Genomic DNA, 18,845 nt, shown 5'->3' on the forward strand with positions numbered 1-18,845 from the left:
ACTAATGATCCACACTGACTGTCGTGACGGGGCGCTTCGATGACGGAGCGCCCCGCTTTCGTATTGCTCGAGGATGGCACCTGGTACGCCGGCACCGCTCGGGACGACCAAAGACCTGGCTTCGGTGAAGTGGTGTTTACCACCAACCTCACCGGGTACCAGGAGACCTTCACTGACCCGAGTTACATCGGTCAGATCGTCGTGATGACGGCCCCGATGATCGGCAACTACGGGGTGAATGACGGCGACATGGAATCCGGGCGCCCGCAGGTGGCGGGTGTGGTCGTCCGGGAAATGGCCCGGAGTTACTCGAACTGGCAGGCCACCGGCGGCCTTGATCAATGGCTGGCCGCGGCGGGCATCCCGGTCATTGAAGGGGTCGATACCAGGCGGTTGACGCGGCACATCCGAGAGCGGGGAGCGATGCGGGGCGTCATCGCGGTCGGCGCCGAGCCGAGCCCCGAACTCATCGCGGCACTCGCCGCGTCGCCGACGATGGTTGGCTTGGACCTGGCTTCGACCGCCGGGACCCGGGAAGTCTACGGTGAAGGTGGAGGCGGCAAGGGACCCCACGTCGTGGCCATCGACTTCGGTATGAAGCGGAACATCGTTCGGATGCTGTCCGCGGCCGGCTGCCGGGTTACAGTAGTGCCCTCGGACACCCCGGCCGAGGCCATCCTGGCCCGGAATCCCGATGGGCTGTTCCTCTCGAACGGCCCCGGCGACCCGGGGGCATTGGGCTCCGCCATCAAAACCATTCGGGAGTTGGCCGACACCGGCCTTCCCACTTTCGGGATTTGTCTAGGACATCAGTTGTTGGGCTCTGCTTTCGGCGGCCGGACGGTCAAGCTCCCGTATGGCCATCGGGGCGGTAACCACCCAGTCAAGGATCTCAAGGGCGGCCGGGTCCTCATTACGTCCCAGAACCATGGCTTTGCCGTCGAGGGCACCGCCGAAGGGGTCCCCGGAGCGCCCGACCTCGAGGTTACCCACCTCAATCTGAACGATGGGACGGTCGAGGGCGTGCGCCATCGGCACCTCCCGGTTTTTGCGGTCCAGTACCACCCCGAGGCCGCCCCGGGGCCCCATGATGCTTTCCCGCACTTCGGCGAGTTCCTTGACTTGATGGCCTCCCGGCCGTTGCAGGGACGCAACCCCTTGACACACAACAGTTAAGCCCCTACTATCGGATCGCAAGAAGCCGCCCGAAGGTGGGGGGCATGACCCTTGAGGGGGGAGAATGACGAAGGCCGATCTGGTTGAGCAGGTGACCGCCGCCATGGCTCGAACGGCGGGCCCGCTGATCTCGAAGAAAGATTGCGCGCGCGTCGTTGATGCCTTTCTTGACGCCATTAAACTGGCGCTTCGAGATCAGCACAACATTGAAGTGCGCGGATTCGGCACCTTCAAGATCCGACGCCGGAAGACCCGCATGGCGCGGAATCCGCGCACCGGTGATCCCGTCGAAGTGGCCGCCCGGCCGGTGCCGGTGTTCAAGCCTAGTAAGGAGTTACGAGCTTTGGTCGCCGAGGAGCATGACGGCGGACCGTTGCCGCCGTCGCATGACGACGACGATGATAACAATTAGCGAGTAACGCACCACTGTCGTCTCCAAGGCGAGCCTCGGGCGGCTCGCTTTTTTGTTCCTTGCCCGTTTCGGATCATGTACCCATTATCCGTCATGGCCTCAGTCCAAGTCCTGCTCTTCGCCCGCTATGCCGAGTTGCTCGGGAGTTCGCGCCTGCCTGTTTCGCTCGATCACGCCGCGACGGTTGGCGATCTGGTGGCGGTTCTCAGAACATTGCCCGGAGGTAACTCGTTGCCGGAGCGTCCGTTCGTCACCGTCAACCTGACTCAGGCCGGATTCGAACACCGACTGGCGGCCACTGACGAGGTGGCCCTGCTTCCTCCAATGGCCGGCGGCTGAGTGTCACATTTAGAGATGGCCCCGTTGGACGTGGCAGGTCTGATGGCCTCGGTCGGCGCCGCTGATCGGGGTGGCGTCGCCAGCTTTGTCGGGTTGGTGCGCGATCACCATGGCGGCCGCGCGGTGGTCGAATTGGAATACACGGCTTACGAAGCCATGGCGGATGCCGCGCTGGCGGCGATCGTGGCCGAAGCCGAAGGCCGGTGGCCGGTGGCCGTCGCGGTCCGCCATCGTCTGGGCGTCCTCGCGATTGGGGATGCCGCCGTCGTCGTTGCGGTCGGCGGGGCCCACCGTGACGAGACCTTCGCCGCCTGCCGGTATGTCATCGAAGAACTGAAGCGCCGGGTTCCGATTTGGAAACGAGAGCGCTATCTCGATGGGACCGAGGCCTGGGTGGACCCGACAGTGCCCGGCGGGATCGTGTCGGCATGACGGCGGTTCTTGACCGGTTCGCCCGGCCGTTAGGCAGCCTTCGGCTGTCGGTCACCGACCGCTGCAACATGCGGTGCGGCTACTGCATGCCGAACGCCGACTATGTCTGGCTCCCCCGTAGTTCGATCCTTTCCTTCGAGGAACTCGATCGGCTGGCCGGCATCTTCGCGTCCCTCGGCGCCGGGAAGGTGCGGCTGACCGGCGGGGAACCGTTGCTTCGGCATGACCTCCCGGCGCTGGTTCGCTTGGTGGCCGCCCGATCGGCCATCGGCGAGGTGACGCTCACCACGAACGGCATTCTCCTCGCCGATCAAGCCAAGGCGCTTCGGCAGGCGGGACTCGGCCGCGTCACCATCAGCCTCGACACCCTGAGCCCCGCCCGTCTCAAAGCCTTTGCCAAAACCGACCGGCATGGGGCGATTCTCGCCGGCCTCGACAGCGCCCGGCGGCATTTCCCGTCCGTCAAGCTCAATTCGGTCATCATCCGCGGGTATAACGAGGATGAAGTCGTCGGGCTGCTCGAGTTTTCGATCGAACGCGGCATCGAGCTTCGGTACATCGAATACATGGACGTCGGCGGCGCCACGGGGTGGGACCGCGACCAAGTGGTGAGCCGCGCGGAGATTCTGGACCTCGTGGCGAAACACTTCGGTCCGCCCATTCCAATCGATGGCCGTGGTCAGGCTCCGGCCGAAACCTTTGAATTGCCGGGCGGACACCGGTTCGGCGTCATTGCCTCGACGACGGCCCCGTTCTGCGGGAGTTGCGACCGGAGCCGGGTAACCGCGGACGGCACCTGGTACCTTTGTCTCTACGCCGATCGAGGCGTCGATCTCCGCCAACCGCTTCGCGACGGGGCCACCGATGCGGACCTCGCGGCGCTCGTGTCGGCGACCTGGGCGGCGCGAACCGATCGCGGGGCCGAACAGCGCGTGGCGTTGGCAGGACGTGGCGTGCTCCACGCCATCGAAGGCCTTCGGGCCGATCCTCGCCGAGAGATGCACACCCGCGGAGGGTGACCGATCGCATGGCCTTACATATCGCCTTGATCCAACCGGAGATTCCGCCAAACACCGGCAATATCGCTCGGCTCTGTGCCGCCACCGATACCAGTCTTCATTTGATTGAGCCGCTCGGCTTCTCGATTGAAGACGCCGACCTGAAGCGCGCCGGGCTCGACTATTGGGAGCACGTCGACCTCTGGCGCCATCGCAACTGGTTCGCCTTTCGCGACGCGATGGCCCGGAGTCGTTGTCTCTACTTTTCAGCCAACGCGGACCGCCCCTATTGGGAGGCCCCGTACCGGCCCAATAGCTGTCTCGTCTTCGGGAACGAGACGGAGGGGATGCCGGCCCGGATTCTGGAGAAGCATCCGGACGAGTGCTTTACCATTCCGATGTCCTCGGGCCACGTCCGAAGTCTCAACCTCGCCACGGCCGCCGGCATCGTCCTCTATGAGGCGATCCGAACCATGACCACCCTGCCGGTCAGGTCCGCCTAACCCACCACCGCGTCAGTCGGTGGGCTCGATCTCCCGGAGTTCGATCCGCCCGAATCGAAGATCCGGGCAGCTCCGGTCGATCTACCTGGAAGCCAAGCGCCGTCAGGGATCGGACTTCGTTGTCGGTCGGTTCGTCGACTCAATGATCTCGCTTGGGTCGGTACCGATTGCTAACTACCGCAGCGTGGTCTTGGGCCCGAAACCCTAACGGCACCCGTGGCCGTGATCGGCCGGCGTGCTCAGTCCATACCGGCCCATAGATCGGTGGTCGGCCCAGGAAACCTTGAGCCCGATACTCAGCGAGGTGAAGGTGGTCTTGCCGTAGGTGGCGGCGACATCGAATACGGTGCCGGCCGTTGACCGAACCCCGCCGGCCGTGACCTCGCCGAACGTGACGACGCAGCCTTTCGAGAGGAAGCGGCCCACCGGGACGGTGGCGCCGATCGTGTGCGAGGTCCAACGAGACATGCCCAGAATGCTGTTTTCGAGGTGGGGGCGGGCGGATCGGAACGGCGAGATCCGTTCTTCCTCCGGCCGGTCGGTCGTCTCGAAGCGATACTGGATCTGGAGGCCCGTCGTCCGCCAGGCTACCTCCGTAAGCCACGTGTCGTAGACGAAGAACCCGTCGAGCTCCGAGGTTCGAGCCCATTCGCCGAAAACAGCCAGCGCGGGTCCGGCCGGCCGGACGGTCAGGCCGAGGTGGCGTTTGGCCTGATTGGCTCCGGCGCCCGGCCGGTGCTCGGGGGAGCTGACGCCGGCCAACGAGGCCGCCACCTCGGCAACATCCCGATGCCGGATCGTGGCGCGAAGGGACCACGAATCGCCGAATCGGCCTCGGATCCGGGGCCATTGGCCGGGCCGCTCCGGTTCGTCTCCGTTGAAGACTGACCCCTCGATCAGGGCCGGACCGACTCCCAACTGGATTCCGGCAACGGCCCGCTCGAGGATTTGCGCCAAGTGGTGGTTGGTTGGATAGCGCGCAAAGGGTCGGGTCATCGGGTCGGCGGAACCAAAGGGAACGAATCCCTTGCCGGCAAAACCACCGACCCGGCATTGGAGTCGACGGCCGCACGGCAGGCGGGACGCTCCTTCGAGGATGATTTCGTGCCAATAGGTGTGGGGGTGGCGGCGGTCGACGAATCCTTCACCCCAGGCGCCCGGCGTCAGCTCCCCGTTCGGGATGGTGAGTCCTTCCAGGTTGACCGTGGCTCGGGCACCGAACCCCCGACCCAGGCGGACGGTTGCGGCGATCATCGGCTGGACCAGTTGGAACGCGGATCCGATCCGGGCTTCGGCAGTTGGATTAACCCGGTGGACCAGGCCGATGGCCTGGGCCGCCACGGTCACCCGAGTCTGGGCCCGCCCGTCCGTGGCCCCGGGCCATGCCAAGCCTGCCCCAAGGAGCCCGATCGCGGTCACCGCCCGAATCATAGACTTCATGTTAGCGGGGACAGTACATTTTTCACCATCTCTGACGATTGCCTGGTTCAACCCGGCTCGGCTGACCTTTCCGATCCGGGCCACCAATCTGTTCTCGATCGAGTTCTTCGCCTACACGTCGATCCTCGAGTGGGGGGAGGAAGAAGCTCCGGATTCCACTCGAAGACGATGCGGTCGTGACCGGCCGGGGGGTGGAGTGGCTCTACCCGGTGAACCAGCGGATCCTGGTGATCAAGTGAGGGGCGACCGGGTTATCCTTGGCTGTCGACAAGGATAGGCATTCGGAATGGCCCAAGGCCCCAAACTAATGACGAGATGCGGTCGAATTGCGATCGCCGGCCGGCCCAACGTCGGCAAGTCGTCGCTTCTGAACGCCCTGGTGGGCGACCGGCTGGCCATGGTGAGCCCGAAGGCCCAAGCCACCCGCGAACCCGTGATCGGCTTGCGCTCCGAAGGCGAGAATCAGTTCATCTTCGAGGATCTGCCGGGCCTCTTGGACCCGTCGTACTTGCTGCAGCGCCGAATGGTGGCGTTGGCGGTTGCCGCGATCGAGCGGGCTGACGTGATCCTGCACCTCCATCCCGCAGCCGAATTTCCCGCGCCTGATTTGGTGACCTTGCTGCCGAGTGGGGTCCGGCCAACCCATCCGGTCGTGGTGGCATACACCAAGGCCGATGTCGTTCCGCCGGCCAAGAGGGTGGCAGGGCAGTTGTATGTCTCGACCGAACCGGTGCAGGGACTCGACGTCCTCACCGCGATCCTCGCGCGGCATCTCCCGGAGCGGCCGTGGCAGTATCCAGGGGACGATCTCGGGACCCAGCCGGTCCGGTTCTTCGTCACGGAGTACCTCCGCGAAGCCGCCTTCCAGCACCTCGAAGACGAGGTCCCCTACTCGTTCGCTTCGGTGGTGGAGGAGTTCCGCGAAGCCGCCGACCCCATATACATTCGGACGACGCTTTTCGTCGAACGCGAGTCCCAAAAACGGATCTTGATCGGGGCTGGGGGCCGCACGATCAAATCCATTGGCCAGCATGCGAGGCTCCGGCTCGAACAACTGCTGGGCGGGCGGGTGTTTCTCGAGACCTGGGTCAAGGTGGTGCCGCATTGGCGTCAGTCGAGCGAGGTGCTCGCCCGTTTGGGATTTCCAGAACATTCATGATGGAGACCGCTTGATGAGCCTCGCGCCGGAATTGCTGGAAATCTTGGTGTGTCCGAAGTGCAAAGGGGACCTGGAGCACCGGCCGGACGAGCAGGTGCTGATTTGTCGCGCCTGCCGGCTGGTCTACCCAATCGAAGACGATATTCCCGTGATGCTGATCGACGAGGCCCGCCCGCTGTGACCGAAGGCTCCCTGCTCGAACGAACCGTGGCCACCGCCACGGACCTAGCCGCCAGTCATCGCCACAACTTCGTTGGCACCGAGCACCTCCTGGCGGGGCTGTTGCAGGACTCCGATGGGTTTGCCGCCACGCTCATTGCGAAGACCGGCCTCGATCTTGGGGTGGTCCGGGCCGGTTTGATGGATGGCCTCCGACAGGCCTCCGAGTCGGAATCGGCGGCGCGACTGTCCGTCAGCCGGTTTGCCGAGCGGGCCCTCGAAATGGCCAAGGCCTCGGCGGCGGCCGACGGTCGGGCCGCAGTGGAAGAGCGGGACCTGCTCCAGGTCTTGATTGCCCAACCCAAGGGCCGAATGGCGCAGCTGCTCAAGGGCGATGGGACGGCATTGCTGGCGCTTCGGGCGGCGCTCGGAACGCCGCCGCCCGCACCGGCGGCCCCGAGGCCCGAACGGAAGGCGCCGGACCGGCCCGAGCCCAAGCCAAAGCCGGCCGAGGCCAAGCCGGCCCGGCCTGCCCGGGAACCCAGGCCGCCGCGGGGGGGACCGGCCCCCTCTCAGCCGAGGCCGCCCCGGGGGGCTCCGGAGCCTGAGGAACGGGATCCTCGGCCGCTCCGGATTGCCAGGCCGGATCCGCCCAGGCGGTTTCGGTGGTCGCTCCTGTTGCTGCTCGCGGTGCCCGCGAGTGTCGGTCTCAGCATGATGAACGCGGCCCCCATCCTCGTCTTCGTGACGGCGTGCGTCGCGGTCTTGCCGCTGGCGGGCTTGATGGGTGAGGCCACTGAATCGTTGGCGGAACGGACCGGCCCGACGATTGGCGGGTTGCTCAACGCCACGTTCGGCAACGCCGCCGAATTGATTATCGCGATCGTAGCCCTCAAGGCCGGTCTGATCGAGCTGGTCAAGGCCTCGATTACCGGCAGCATTCTCGGGAACCTGTTGCTGATTCTCGGACTCTCGTTCATTGCTGCCGGCACCAAAACGCCGATCGTGAAGTTCAACCGGGCCAATGCCGGGATGAGCGCCGCGATGCTCGCCCTCGCGGTGATTGGCTTGGTCTTTCCGGCGCTGTTTCATGCCACGCATGGGCCGCCGAACGCCACCGCTGAATTGTATTTGTCCGAGGCGGTGTCGGTCATCCTGATCGCCACGTACCTCTTGTCGCTCCTGTTCTCGCTCAAGACCCATCGAGCCCTGTTCGGCGGCGGCGATCATCCGGCCATCGAGCCCAAGTGGCGGGTTGGGCCGGCGATTGGGATTCTGGCGCTGGCCACGGCCGGGATCGTGATCGAATCCGAGCTGCTGGTCCACTCGGTGCAGTCGGTGACGGCCACCTTCGGTCTGACCCAGACCTTCGTCGGGCTGGTCATCATCCCGATCATCGGGAACGCCGCGGAGCATGCCACGGCCATCGTGGTGGCCCGGAAGGGTCAGACCGACCTGGCCCTCCAGATCGCCCTTGGATCAAGCACACAAATCGCACTTTTGGTGGCACCGGTCCTGGTGTTTGTCGGGTTATTCCTGGGCACCGACATGAATTTGGTCTTCCCGGTGTTCGATGTCGCGGCGCTCGCAGTGTCGACCATCGTGATTGCAATTATCACCTTGGACGGCGAGACCCATTGGTTCGAAGGGGCCCAATTGCTAGCGGTTTATGCCATGATGGCGGCCGCCGCTTTCTTCATTTGACTTGGGTGACTGGTGGTCCTAAGTTACTAAGCCATAACCTTTTACGAAAGAGACCCGGGTGAGGAATCGCCCGACCATCTTGATGTTTGGCCTGGCGGGAAAGCCGGTCCCCGAGTTGGTCCAGACATGGGCCACGGAGAAGGATTTCCCCATCGAGATCCTGGACCAGCCGGACGACGTCGAGTCGATCATTCTCCGGGGGCACCCCTGCTTCCTGGTGGTGGACGGCGATGCCGCCGACGGCATGGGCCCGGAGTTGGTCCGGCGTCTGAAGAGCGATTCCTTTACCGCAATTGTCCCGACCCTGGTTCTGGCCACCCAGCACCACCCGGACCGGACGCGACAGTGGTTCGCGGCCGGGGCGGAGGAGATCCTCACCGAAGTGTTCCCGCCGGAGGAACAGCGGGCCCGGCTGGACGCCCTCCTGGTTCGGAGCCAACGGGACGTCTCGGTCCACCCCTCGACCCGGCTGCCCGGCGCTCCCGAAATTGACCGCGAAATCCGGCGCCGGCTCGATGCGACCCTGGACTTCGCGGTGTGCTACGCCGACCTGGATCACTTCAAGGAATACAACGACCGGTACAGTTACAATGACGGCGACCGGGTCATCTACATGCTGTCCCGGATTCTTCACGATGTGGCCAAGGGGCTCCTCGGCCCGCGGGGCTTCGTCGGGCATATCGGCGGCGACGACTTCATCTTCATCATCCCGGCATCCGAGATTAGCCTGGTGTGCACCGAGATCTTGTCGGTGTTTGACACGTTGGTCCCATATCAGTACAACGAGCAAGACCGGCGGGCAGGGTACTACCTCGGCAAGGACCGTCGAGGGCCACTGCACCGGGTACCCTTGATGACGCTGTCCGTCGGCATTGTCACCAACCGCCACCGCTCGTTTGCTCACCCGGCTGAAGTGAGCGAACTCGCCACTGAAATGAAGAGCTACGCCAAGACCCTGCCTGGCTCTGTTTTCGTGGTTGATCTCCGGCAGGCACGTAGCGACGAGAAGTAGGGGACTGGGGAATGAACGTTACCTGCACCGCCTGCCAAACTGTTTTCCGAGTCGACCCGGCTAAAGTTCCCGCGGCCGGTGTCCGGGCCCGTTGCTCGGTCTGAAGCGGGGTATTCTGGGTCCGCCACCCGGTCGCCATCCCCATCAGCAGCGCGCCGCCGTTACCGGCCGATCCGGTACCAGTGGTGGCGACCGGATCCTCTCCGGCGTCGGCGCCGGTTGCCCCGGCCGTCGCACCGCCGGCCCGGGTCGAGGTCGCATCGTCGGTGCCGGCACCGCTGTTGGCGCCGCTCTCCCTGATCGCTCCGCGACCGGAGGGTCCTGCTGTGGCGCCTCCGGTGTGGCGGCCCGAGCCGACCGAACCGCTGCGATTGCCGCCGAACCTCGTCCAACCGTCGGGCTGGCCGGCATTGCGTCCGACCTCGAATCCAAGCCCTCGTCCGGCCCCGCCGGCGGATCCCGGGGCCAAGAAGCCCCGGGGGAATCCTTTCCTCAGCCAGGATCCGGCCGCCAAGGCCCGACGGCTGGCCCGGGCCCTGATCTCGGACATGGTTGTCTACCACCCCGCCAAGCGGCGCGAAGGCCTCCAAAACGCCTCGCTCAAGCGGCTCTTCGACGAAGAAATTCGGAAGAGTTGGGAAGAGTATGTCGACCAAGTGGGCAAGGACGTGGCCGAGTCGACCCCGTTTTTCCACGAAGCATTGAATGAGATCCTGGCCGGGGGCAGTCCGGTTTTCCCGTAGAAACCATCGCCCTTTCCCCCTATATTTCGTTTGAGCCGGCCCTCCGGTCCCACGGAAGGCCGGCTCGCTTCTTTCTCGAAACCGGAGAGTATTCCCATGGCCGATACTGCCGAGCGCTTGACGACGTTGGACCGGCGGATGACCGAACTTCGAGACTTTCTTTGACTTGCCTGCCAAGACGGAGCGCCTCGCGGTTCTCGAGACCGACCAACTGATGCCCGGCTTTTGGGCCAACCAGGAGCGGGCTCGCGTGGTGGTGCAAGAGGTCAAGTCCCTGAAGGGATGGATCGGCCCGTCGGCCGATATCGCGCGCCGGCTCGCCGACGCTCGGGGTCTTGTTGAGTTGCTGGCGATCGAGCCGGACCCCGACCTGGCCGAGGACCTCGAGGGCGAGATCACGGCGCTGGAGCGGGCCACCGAGTCGTTCGAGCTCAAGTCGATGCTCCAGGGCGCGGACGACCATCGGGACGCGCTGCTGACGGTCCATCCCGGGGCCGGGGGTACTGAGTCGCAAGACTGGGCTGAGATGCTGACGCGAATGTACCGACGGTGGGCGGAACAGCACGGCTATCGGGTCAACGTGCTCGACATCGAACCGGGCGAAGAGGCCGGGATCAAGTCCGCGTCGCTCGAGATCATCGGTGAATATGCGTATGGGTTCTTGAAGGCGGAAAAAGGCGTCCACCGGCTGGTTCGGATTTCGCCGTTCGACTCCCAAGCCAGGCGGCACACCTCGTTCGCGTCGGTCTTCGTGTATCCGGAAATCGACGATACGATCGAAATTGACCTCCGGGACGAAGATATCAAGATGGATGTGTTCCGGGCCTCGGGGGCCGGCGGACAGCACGTCAATAAGACGTCCTCCGCGGTGCGCCTGACCCACATGCCGACCAAGACGGTGGTGTCGTGCCAGCAGGAGCGGAGCCAGCACAAGAACAAAGAAACCGCGATGAAGATGCTCCGCTCGGCCCTCTACCAACTCAAGCTGGAGGAACAGGAGGCGGCCCGTGCCAAAGTGGAAGCGACCAAGACGGACAACTCATGGGGCAATCAGATCCGGTCGTACGTGTTCCAGCCGTACACTATGGTGAATGACCATCGGACCGAGCTCAAGATCTCCGACGTTCAGCGGGTCATGGATGGCGATTTGGACGCCTTCATCCGGGCCTATCTCAAGCGGTTTGGAAGGTCGATCGGATGACCAGCGCTGACGAACGGAATTACGTCGAGCAGGCCCGGCGCGACACTCGGACTCAACTCGAAGCGCTGGGCGTTCGGCCATACGCCTATCGGTTTGACCGGAGTCATACCGCCTCGGCTGCTGTGGCGGCCTACCAGGACGAGATGGCCGACGCGGGCCCGGTGGTTCGGGTCGCCGGCCGGGTGGTGGCGCTCCGTTCCCAGGGCAAGACCATGTTCGCCCACCTTGAAGATCACACCGGCAAGGTCCAGGTGTACATTCGCCAGGATCAGCTCGGTGACCAGTATGCGGTCGCCAAGCTGGTGGACCTCGATGACTTCCTGGGCGTTTCGGGACAGTTGTTCCGAACCCGGACCGGGGAGGTCACCGTGAAGGCCTCGGCGGTCGAAATCCTGACCAAGAGTCTCAAGCCGCTGCCTCGAGGCAAGGCCCAAACGTCGGAGACCGGTGAGGTCGTGACGTTCGGTGGCGTCCATGATCCGGAGTTTCGGTACCGGCAGCGGTATGCGGACTTGGCGGTGCATCCCGAGGTCCGCCAGGTGTTCGTGACTCGGGCCGCGGCCATTCGATTTATCCGGCGGTTCATGGACGATCGAGGCTACCTCGAGGTTGAGACGCCGATTCTGCAGCCCTTGTACGGTGGCGCGGCGGCCCGGCCGTTCGTCACCCACCACAACGCGCTCGACATGCCGCTCTACCTGCGGATTGCCGACGAACTCTATTTAAAGCGGCTGATCGTGGGCGGGTTCGATCGGGTGTACGAGATCGGCCACGACTTCCGTAACGAGGGCATGGACCGGACTCACAATCCGGAATTCACCATGCTGGAGTTCTATGAGGCCTACGCCGACTATACCGACATGATGGCCATGATGGAGGCGATGATTCCCGGTCTGGTCGAGCATTGCCGGGGAAGCACGACGATCGACGTGGAGGGCCGGGCCATCGACTTCACGCCACCGTGGCCGCGGCTCCCGTTCGCCGAGTCGGTGGCCGAGCGGTCCGGGGTTGATATTCTGACAGCGTCGGAGTCCGCGATGCGGGATCGGTTGGTCCAGGCGGGCGCCACGAGGGAGGCGGCGGCCGCCATGACCGGCGGCAAGCTGATTGACGAAATGTTCAAGACATTCGTGGAACCACATTTGATCCAGCCGACGTTCGTTACCGAGCATCCGGTGATGATCTCGCCGTTGGCCAAGAAGCACCGGTCGAAGCCGGGAGTCGTGGAGCGCTTTGAACTTTTCGTCAATGGCCGGGAGATCGCCAATGCCTTCAGCGAACTCAACGATCCGGACGATCAGCGGGCCCGGTTTGAGGATCAGGTCCGACAACGAGCGGCCGGTGACGACGAGACGCAACTCTACGACGCGGACTACGTGCGGGCCTTGGAATACGGGATGCCGCCAACCGGCGGGCTTGGCCTTGGGATCGACCGACTGGTCATGCTCCTGACCGGGCAGGAGTCGATCCGTGATGTGATCTTGTTTCCGGCCATGCGCCCGGAGCGGGTGTCCGGGGAGGAAGGCGGCGGGTGACGCCGCGGCAGGGATGGTGGCCGAACGCGGTCGAGCGCACGATTGCGGTTCGGTATCTCCGGGGGCGCCCGTCCTCGCGGTTTACCAGCCTCAACACCAAGATCGCCACCGGTGGCGTCGCCATCGGGGTAGCGGCGCTCGTCGTTGTCTTAGGAGTCATGAACGGGCTCCACGACGATCTCCGGGACAAGATCCTGATCGGCAACCCCCACATTCATGTGTTGACCTACGGGGCCAACCTCAAGGTCGACAACTGGCGGGCGGTGCTCGATTCGGTTCGGCAGGATCCCGAGGTGGTGGCGGCGGCCCCCGAAGTGCTCGTCAAAGGGCTGCTCATCAATAGCTCGAACTACCCGGCCGGTGTGGATGTCGTTGGATTCGATCCGGACACCGGGGCGGTGGCGGTGACGACACTTCCCCAGGCGGTGGCCGGCGGGGCGCTGTCGTTCACCCCCACATCCGACACCGTCGACGGTGGCATCATCTTGGGCTATCGCCTCGCCGAGCGGCAATCAGTCCTGGTTGGGGACATCGTCACTCTGTTTTCGGCCGGCGACATCGGGAAGATCAACCGGGCATTGGGCGTTCGAACCCCGCGGCCGTGGGTCTTCGAAGTCACCGGGACGTTCAACACCGGGATGTACCAGTACGATGACCAGTTTGCGGTGGTGCGGCTCGACGTCGGCCAGCGCGTGGCCGGTCTTGGGACGGCCGTCTCGGGGATTCAGGTCCGGGTTACCGACGCGTGGCGGGCCCAGACCGTGGCGCGGCGGCTTGAAGACCGGCTCGGCTATCCGTACCGAACGTCGGCCTGGCAGGATCAGAACCAGAGTCTGTTTGGCGCGATGAAACTCGAGAAGATCGGCATGGGTCTCATCATCACGTTCATTTCGATCGTGGCGGCGTTCAACATCCTCGGCACTCTGACCATGATCGTGGGCGAGCGGACCCGGGAAATCGGTATCCTCCTGGCCATGGGCCTGACCTCGCGGTCGATTGGGCGAATTTTCGTGACTCAGGGGGCGGTCATTGGGGTCGTTGGGACCGGCCTGGGTCTGGTCGCCGGCTTGGTCCTGGGGTTCATCCTCGATGGATCAGCGCTGATCCGGATCGACCCGTCGGTGTATTTCATCGATCACCTGCCGGTGCACACCGAACCGCTCGATGTGGCGCTGGTCGTCTTGGTGAGCTTTGCGATTACCCTGGCCGCCACGATCCCGGCGACCCGATCCGCCTCGCGGCTCGAACCGGTGGCAGCGATTCGTCACGAATGACCGTCATTCTCGAGGCCCGCGAACTCGGGCGAACCTACCTCGGGGGTGACGGCTCGCCGATTACGGTGCTGGACGGGCTCGAGGTGGCGGTTGCCGCCGGTGAGTTCGTCGCCATCGTCGGCGCCAGCGGCGCCGGGAAGAGCACCCTGCTGCACCTCCTCGGGGCGTTGGATGGGCCAAGTCATGGTTCGGTGCACCTCGAGGGACGTTCGGTCGGTTCGCTCACGCCGGTCGAGAAGGCCCGGGTGCGGAACGAACGGGTCGGGTTTGTGTTTCAGTTTCACCACCTGCTTCGGGATTTCACGGCCGTTGAAAACGTCATGATGCCGCTGGTCATCGCCGGGGTCAGCGAGGCGGAGGCGACGGGGCGAGCGGTCGAGGTTCTGAATCAACTTGGACTCGGACACCGGCTGGGCCATTACCCGGCTCAGCTGTCCGGAGGGGAACAGCAGCGAGCCGCGGTGGCGCGGGCGGTGGTTACCCGGCCGGCCGTGGTGCTCGCGGATGAACCGTCAGGAAATCTCGATCCGGCGAACGCCCGGGTGCTGCATGAGGTGCTGGCCGCGCTTCGGGAGCGGTTCAACACCGCGCTGGTCGTCGCCACCCACAACAGCGAATTGGCCTCCCAGGCCGACCGGGTGCTTCGGCTCGAGGGCGGACGCCTCACCGAGCTCGATCGATCCGCCGAGCGACCGGCCGCTCTGTGAGTCAATGCAGCGGATGTGGTCAGGCCAAAGGGGTCGTCGACTTGACTCACATTGAGGCCGGCGAGGTCAAGACGATTCATTTGTGTGCCCAGTGCGCTGCCGCGAAGGGGATTCAGACCCCGGCCGCGGTGGCCGAAACGCCCCTTGGCGGGCTCTTGGCTGCGCTCGGAACCGCGACGTCGGCATCCGCGGGGCGGGTGGTCGAGGCCACCTGCGGCCGGTGTGGGAGCACGCTCGCGGAGTTTCGGGAAACCGGGCGGGTCGGCTGCGCCGATTGCTATGACGCCTTCGGCGAACCGCTCCGGGAATTAGTGCGACGGCTCCACGGCTCCACGCATCACACGGGGAAGGCATACCGGGCGCCTGGCGCAGTGCAGCCAGTCCCAGCTGAGGCAACGTCCGAACTCAAGGAGCGGCTCCGCCAAGCGGTCGAGCGGGAGCAATTCGAGCTGGCCGCCGCGCTCCGGGACCGGCTGAAGGAGCGGGGATGATTGACCTCAACCTGTTGCCGGACGGCGGGCTCGGCTGGCTCGACGCCAGCGGGCCGGCCAGCCACATGGTGCTATCGACCCGGATCAGATTGGCCCGAAATCTGGCCGGAACCCGGTTCAGTACCCGGATGGACCGACAGGACCGACAGGCCGTTCTCCAGTCGGTCCTGGCGGCGGCGGGGCGGACCGCCTCCCTGGGCCGGGCGGTCACCTTCCGGATCGACCAACTCGATCCCACCGATCGCCAGATGTTGGTCGAGCGGCACCTGATCAGCCGGGAACTGGCCGGCAACGACGACCAAACCAAGGGGCTGGCTGGCCGGGCATTGCTCCTGCAGGACAGTTCGGCGGTGATGGTCAACGAGGAGGACCACCTTCGGCTCCAGGGGTTGGCTTCGGGGGCCGATTTTGGGCCGATTTTTGAACGGATCGAAAGCGTGGACACCGAACTGGGGCAACAACTTGCCTTCGCGTTTCACCCAGATCTCGGTTACCTTACTTCGTGTCCGACGAACGTCGGAACTGGGCTTCGGGCATCGGTTTTGATCCACCTTCCCGGGCTGGTTTTGACGAAGGAAATCAACAAGACGCTGCACGGTTTGACGAAGATGGGCCTGACCTATCGGGGTTTGTACGGGGAAGGCAGCGAGGTGGTCGGCAACTTTTTCCAATTGTCGAATCAGACCACGCTTGGCAAGACGGAAGCTGAGTTGCTGGATCAGTTGCGGGCGATCGTTCAGCATGTGATGACGGTGGAGGAGCGGGCTCGGCAAGTGCTGCTCCGGGATGCGACGGCCGTACTGGAAGACAAGTGTTGGCGGGCATTTGGACTGCTGCGGTATGCCCGATCACTAGGCTTCGAGGAAACGATGAATCTCTTGTCCGGCGTGCGTCTGGGTGTGAGCCTCAAGCTGATTCCAAGCGTCGGAATGTATGCGCTCAATAAATTGTTGGTGTTCGCACAGCCCGCTCACTTAGGGGCGTTGGCAGGGCGGGAACTCGATCCCGAAGCGATGTCGATCCGGCGGGCGGAATTCGTCCGTCGGACGCTGGAAGATGAAGTCCGACGCGGACAGGTCACATGAACGGTTACAACTTTACTGACCGGGTACGGAAGGTCCTCCAGATGGCTCGGGAGGAGGCCGCCCGGCTCCATCACGAATATGTCGGCACCGAGCACATTCTGCTTGGTCTGATTCGCGAGGGCGAGGGTGTCGCCGCCGCGGTCTTGACCAATCTCAGTGTCGATCTCGAGGAAGTTCAGCAGAAGATCGAGGAAACGGTCAAGAAGGGCAAAGCCTCCTCGGCGCCGGGTCCGGATCTGCCGTATACGTCACGGGCCAAAAAGGTTCTCGAGCTGGCCATGACCGAGGCCCGGGAGCTCAACCATTCCTACGTCGGCACCGAGCACTTGTTGCTGGGGCTGCTGCGCGAGGAAAAGGGCATTGCCGCCCAGGTGCTGACGGATGCCGGCGTGACGCTGGAGCAGTCCCGGGCGGAGACGCTCCGGTTGCTTGGCAGTGAAATGCCGCCCCAATCGTCGGGCGTTGCGCCCTCGCCGCCGCCGAGTTCCCCGGCCCAGAAATCCGAGAAGAAGTCGAAGACGCCGGCGCTCGATCATTTCTGCCGTGACCTGACGCAGTTGGCCGCCGAAGGCCAACTCGATCCCACGATCGGACGCCACAAGGAAATCCAGCGGGTCATGGAGATTCTGGCCCGCCGGAAGAAGAACAACCCGGTACTGATCGGCGAGCCGGGAGTCGGCAAGACGGCCATCGTCGAGGGGCTCGCGATCATGATCGCGACCAATACCTGTCCCGATGTGTTGCGCGACCATCGGGTGCTGTCGCTCGACATGGCGGCGGTGATTGCCGGAACCAAGTATCGGGGCCAGTTCGAGGAGCGGCTCAAAGCGGTAATGAACGAAATCGCCCAGAACAAGAGCATCATCCTGTTCATCGACGAGTTGCACACCCTGGTCGGGGCCGGGGCCGCCGAAGGCGCCATCGATGCGTCGAACATGTTGAAGCCGGCGTTGGCCCGTGGCGAGTTGCAGTGTGTCGGCGCCTCAACGCTGAACGAATATCGCAAGTACATCGAGAAGGATGGGGCGCTCGAGCGCCGGTTCCAGGCCGTGGTCGTCGATCCGCCATCGGTCGACGAGACGATCGAGATCCTCAAGGGCCTCCGTAAGAAATACGAAGACCATCACCGCGTGGTGATTCCGGACGAGTCGCTCAAGGCGGCGGCGGAACTGTCCGAGCGGTACATCACCGATCGGTTTCTCCCGGACAAGGCGATCGACGTGATCGACGAGGCGGGCGCCCGGGCCCGGTTGGCCACCCAGGCTCCTCCGCCGGAGTTGTCACAGCTCAAGGCCGAGCTGGACAAGGTCAATCAGGAAAAAGAGAACGCCGTTCGCGACCAGAACTTCGAGCGCGCCGCGGCGCTTCGGGATTCCGAGCGCGATCTCCAAAACAAGATTCGGTTGAAGCAAGAGGAGTGGGAGCGTGACCGCCAGAGTCGGCGGCCGGTGATCGACGAGGAAGCCATTGGGTTCATCGTGTCCCGGTGGACTGGGATTCCGCTGACTCGGCTTCAAGAAGCGGAGACGTCGCGGCTGCTGCGGATGGAAGACGAGATCCACAAGTCGGTGGTCGGCCAGGAAGAGGCGATTGCGGCGGTGTCCCGAGCGATTCGGCGGTCGCGGGCCGGCCTGAAGGACCCCCGTCGACCCATTGGCTCCTTCATCTTTTCCGGACCGACCGGCGTCGGGAAGACCGAAGTGGCGCGTTCGCTCGCCATGTTCTTGTTCTCCGACCCGGCGGCCCTGATTCGGGTCGACATGTCCGAGTACATGGAGAAGTTCTCGGTGTCGCGGCTGATCGGCGCGCCTCCCGGATACGTCGGCTACGAAGACTCCGGTACGCTGACCAAAGCGGTCCGTCGGAAGCCGTACTCAGTGGTGCTCCTCGACGAAATCGAGAAGGCTCACCCGGATGTATTCAATATCCTGCTTCAGGTGCTCGATGAGGGTCATCTGACCGACAATTACGGGCGCATCATCGACTTCAAGAACACCGTCGTGATCATGACCTCGAACGTCGGCGCCCGGGACATCACCCAGAACAAGTCGCTGGGATTTCACCAGGCCGGGGGGGCGCACTCGTTCGCCAAGATTGCCGAAACCGTGAAGGAAGAGATCGGCAAGGTGTTCAACCCGGAGTTTCTCAACCGGGTCGATGACGTGATCGTGTTCCACCCGCTCGACAAAGAGCACATCGTCAAGGTGGTGGCGATTCTGCTCAAGGACCTCGACAAGCGGGTGGGTCGTGAGGTTCGCTTGACGGCCGCCGCGGCCGACTTCTTGGTGACCAAGGGCTATGATCAGAACTACGGCGCCCGGCCGCTGAAGCGGGCGATCCAGAAATACATCGAGGATCCGCTCTCAGAGCGGCTCCTGTCTGGCGAAATTACCCGGGGCGAGGAGTTCGAAGTCGACATCGCCCCTGAAGGGGACCGACTCATGTTCCGGGCTTTCTCCGGTACCCATCCGTAAG

20 protein-coding genes are annotated in these 18,845 nt (G+C 64.2%); 19 read left to right on the top strand and 1 reads right to left on the bottom strand.

Features of this window, described 5'->3' with window-relative positions; genetic code table 11:
* Window positions 1-39: 39 nt before the first annotated feature.
* From carA to EXR94_04860, 6 genes are all read left to right on the top strand, one after another.
* A complete protein-coding gene (gene carA / locus EXR94_04835; GenBank protein ID MSR02052.1) occupies window positions 40-1,176 on the top strand; it encodes a carbamoyl-phosphate synthase small subunit in 1,137 nt (378 codons plus the stop codon).
* A 64-nt stretch (window positions 1,177-1,240) separates the two neighbouring features.
* Window positions 1,241-1,588, top strand: coding sequence for an integration host factor subunit beta (locus tag EXR94_04840; protein MSR02053.1), 348 nt, complete (start codon window positions 1,241-1,243; stop codon window positions 1,586-1,588).
* A gap of 75 nt (window positions 1,589-1,663) precedes the next feature.
* Window positions 1,664-1,927 (top strand): MoaD/ThiS family protein, encoded by a 264-nt coding sequence (locus EXR94_04845; protein ID MSR02054.1) that lies wholly within the window; start codon window positions 1,664-1,666, stop codon window positions 1,925-1,927.
* Window positions 1,928-1,942: 15 nt separating this feature from the next.
* Complete coding sequence (locus EXR94_04850) at window positions 1,943-2,359, top strand: molybdenum cofactor biosynthesis protein MoaE (protein MSR02055.1); 417 nt, start codon at window positions 1,943-1,945, stop codon at window positions 2,357-2,359.
* A complete protein-coding gene (gene moaA, locus EXR94_04855; GenBank protein MSR02056.1) occupies window positions 2,356-3,378 on the top strand; it encodes a GTP 3',8-cyclase MoaA in 1,023 nt (340 codons plus the stop codon). The genes EXR94_04850 and moaA overlap by 4 nt, the downstream gene beginning before the upstream one ends.
* Before the next feature lie 8 nt (window positions 3,379-3,386).
* Entirely contained in the window at window positions 3,387-3,860 is a 474-nt protein-coding gene (locus tag EXR94_04860; protein ID MSR02057.1) for a tRNA (cytidine(34)-2'-O)-methyltransferase, read from the top strand.
* 204 nt (window positions 3,861-4,064) lie between these two features.
* On the opposite strand, the gene EXR94_04865 is transcribed toward EXR94_04860, so the two are convergent.
* The gene (locus tag EXR94_04865; protein MSR02058.1) at window positions 4,065-5,300 is read right to left on the bottom strand and encodes a hypothetical protein; all 1,236 of its coding nucleotides are present in this window, start codon (window positions 5,298-5,300) and stop codon (window positions 4,065-4,067) included.
* A 286-nt stretch (window positions 5,301-5,586) separates the two neighbouring features.
* On the opposite strand from EXR94_04865, the gene EXR94_04870 reads away from it, so the two are divergent.
* The 13 genes from EXR94_04870 (at window position 5,587) to EXR94_04930 (ending at window position 18,844) form a co-directional block, all read left to right on the top strand.
* Window positions 5,587-6,459 (top strand): GTPase Era, encoded by an 873-nt coding sequence (locus EXR94_04870; GenBank protein ID MSR02059.1) that lies wholly within the window; start codon window positions 5,587-5,589, stop codon window positions 6,457-6,459.
* Window positions 6,460-6,472: 13 nt separating this feature from the next.
* Window positions 6,473-6,640, top strand: coding sequence for a Trm112 family protein (locus EXR94_04875; protein ID MSR02060.1), 168 nt, complete (start codon window positions 6,473-6,475; stop codon window positions 6,638-6,640).
* Window positions 6,562-8,322, top strand: coding sequence for a calcium/proton exchanger (gene cax / locus EXR94_04880; protein ID MSR02061.1), 1,761 nt, complete (start codon window positions 6,562-6,564; stop codon window positions 8,320-8,322). The genes EXR94_04875 and cax overlap by 79 nt, the downstream gene beginning before the upstream one ends.
* 58 nt (window positions 8,323-8,380) lie before the next feature.
* The gene (locus tag EXR94_04885) at window positions 8,381-9,334 is read left to right on the top strand and encodes a diguanylate cyclase (protein MSR02062.1); all 954 of its coding nucleotides are present in this window, start codon (window positions 8,381-8,383) and stop codon (window positions 9,332-9,334) included.
* Window positions 9,335-9,345: 11 nt separating this feature from the next.
* Window positions 9,346-9,438, top strand: a complete 93-nt coding sequence (locus EXR94_04890) for a hypothetical protein (protein MSR02063.1) — start codon at window positions 9,346-9,348, stop codon at window positions 9,436-9,438.
* 81 nt (window positions 9,439-9,519) lie between these two features.
* Window positions 9,520-10,077, top strand: coding sequence for a hypothetical protein (locus EXR94_04895; GenBank protein MSR02064.1), 558 nt, complete (start codon window positions 9,520-9,522; stop codon window positions 10,075-10,077).
* Between the two features lie 96 nt (window positions 10,078-10,173).
* Window positions 10,174-11,278, top strand: a protein-coding gene (locus EXR94_04900; GenBank protein MSR02065.1) for a peptide chain release factor 2 whose coding sequence is annotated in 2 segments (ribosomal slippage) — window positions 10,174-10,239 and window positions 10,241-11,278 — 1,104 coding nt in all. Because the reading frame shifts where the segments join, the coding sequence is not laid out codon by codon here.
* Window positions 11,275-12,813, top strand: coding sequence for a lysine--tRNA ligase (gene lysS / locus EXR94_04905; GenBank protein MSR02066.1), 1,539 nt, complete (start codon window positions 11,275-11,277; stop codon window positions 12,811-12,813). The genes EXR94_04900 and lysS overlap by 4 nt, the downstream gene beginning before the upstream one ends.
* The gene (locus tag EXR94_04910; protein ID MSR02067.1) at window positions 12,810-14,087 is read left to right on the top strand and encodes an ABC transporter permease; all 1,278 of its coding nucleotides are present in this window, start codon (window positions 12,810-12,812) and stop codon (window positions 14,085-14,087) included. The genes lysS and EXR94_04910 overlap by 4 nt, the downstream gene beginning before the upstream one ends.
* Complete coding sequence (locus EXR94_04915) at window positions 14,084-14,794, top strand: ABC transporter ATP-binding protein (protein MSR02068.1); 711 nt, start codon at window positions 14,084-14,086, stop codon at window positions 14,792-14,794. The genes EXR94_04910 and EXR94_04915 overlap by 4 nt, the downstream gene beginning before the upstream one ends.
* Complete coding sequence (locus tag EXR94_04920; protein ID MSR02069.1) at window positions 14,704-15,285, top strand: hypothetical protein; 582 nt, start codon at window positions 14,704-14,706, stop codon at window positions 15,283-15,285. Before EXR94_04915 ends, EXR94_04920 begins: the two co-directional genes overlap by 91 nt.
* Window positions 15,282-16,370, top strand: coding sequence for an ATP--guanido phosphotransferase (locus EXR94_04925; GenBank protein MSR02070.1), 1,089 nt, complete (start codon window positions 15,282-15,284; stop codon window positions 16,368-16,370). Before EXR94_04920 ends, EXR94_04925 begins: the two co-directional genes overlap by 4 nt.
* Window positions 16,367-18,844: an ATP-dependent Clp protease ATP-binding subunit gene (locus EXR94_04930; GenBank protein ID MSR02071.1), complete on the top strand. Its 2,478-nt coding sequence runs from the start codon at window positions 16,367-16,369 to the stop codon at window positions 18,842-18,844. The genes EXR94_04925 and EXR94_04930 overlap by 4 nt, the downstream gene beginning before the upstream one ends.
* Window position 18,845: the final 1 nt, after the last annotated feature.

The organism is Gemmatimonadota bacterium (genome assembly GCA_009692115.1).
In the GTDB taxonomy this organism is placed as follows: Bacteria; Gemmatimonadota; Gemmatimonadetes; order Gemmatimonadales; family GWC2-71-9; genus SHZU01.

Coding starts and splice junctions, on each gene's coding strand:
- carA (MSR02052.1), top strand. CDS start 40: ATGACGGAGCGCCCCGCTTTCGTATTGCTCGAGGATGGCACCTGGTAC.
- EXR94_04840 (MSR02053.1), top strand. CDS start 1,241: ATGACGAAGGCCGATCTGGTTGAGCAGGTGACCGCCGCCATGGCTCGA.
- EXR94_04845 (MSR02054.1), top strand. CDS start 1,664: ATGTACCCATTATCCGTCATGGCCTCAGTCCAAGTCCTGCTCTTCGCC.
- EXR94_04850 (MSR02055.1), top strand. CDS start 1,943: ATGGCCCCGTTGGACGTGGCAGGTCTGATGGCCTCGGTCGGCGCCGCT.
- moaA (MSR02056.1), top strand. CDS start 2,356: ATGACGGCGGTTCTTGACCGGTTCGCCCGGCCGTTAGGCAGCCTTCGG.
- EXR94_04860 (MSR02057.1), top strand. CDS start 3,387: ATGGCCTTACATATCGCCTTGATCCAACCGGAGATTCCGCCAAACACC.
- EXR94_04865 (MSR02058.1), bottom strand. CDS start 5,300: ATGAAGTCTATGATTCGGGCGGTGACCGCGATCGGGCTCCTTGGGGCA.
- EXR94_04870 (MSR02059.1), top strand. CDS start 5,587: ATGGCCCAAGGCCCCAAACTAATGACGAGATGCGGTCGAATTGCGATC.
- EXR94_04875 (MSR02060.1), top strand. CDS start 6,473: ATGAGCCTCGCGCCGGAATTGCTGGAAATCTTGGTGTGTCCGAAGTGC.
- EXR94_04890 (MSR02063.1), top strand. CDS start 9,346: ATGAACGTTACCTGCACCGCCTGCCAAACTGTTTTCCGAGTCGACCCG.
- lysS (MSR02066.1), top strand. CDS start 11,275: ATGACCAGCGCTGACGAACGGAATTACGTCGAGCAGGCCCGGCGCGAC.
- EXR94_04915 (MSR02068.1), top strand. CDS start 14,084: ATGACCGTCATTCTCGAGGCCCGCGAACTCGGGCGAACCTACCTCGGG.
- EXR94_04925 (MSR02070.1), top strand. CDS start 15,282: ATGATTGACCTCAACCTGTTGCCGGACGGCGGGCTCGGCTGGCTCGAC.
- EXR94_04930 (MSR02071.1), top strand. CDS start 16,367: ATGAACGGTTACAACTTTACTGACCGGGTACGGAAGGTCCTCCAGATG.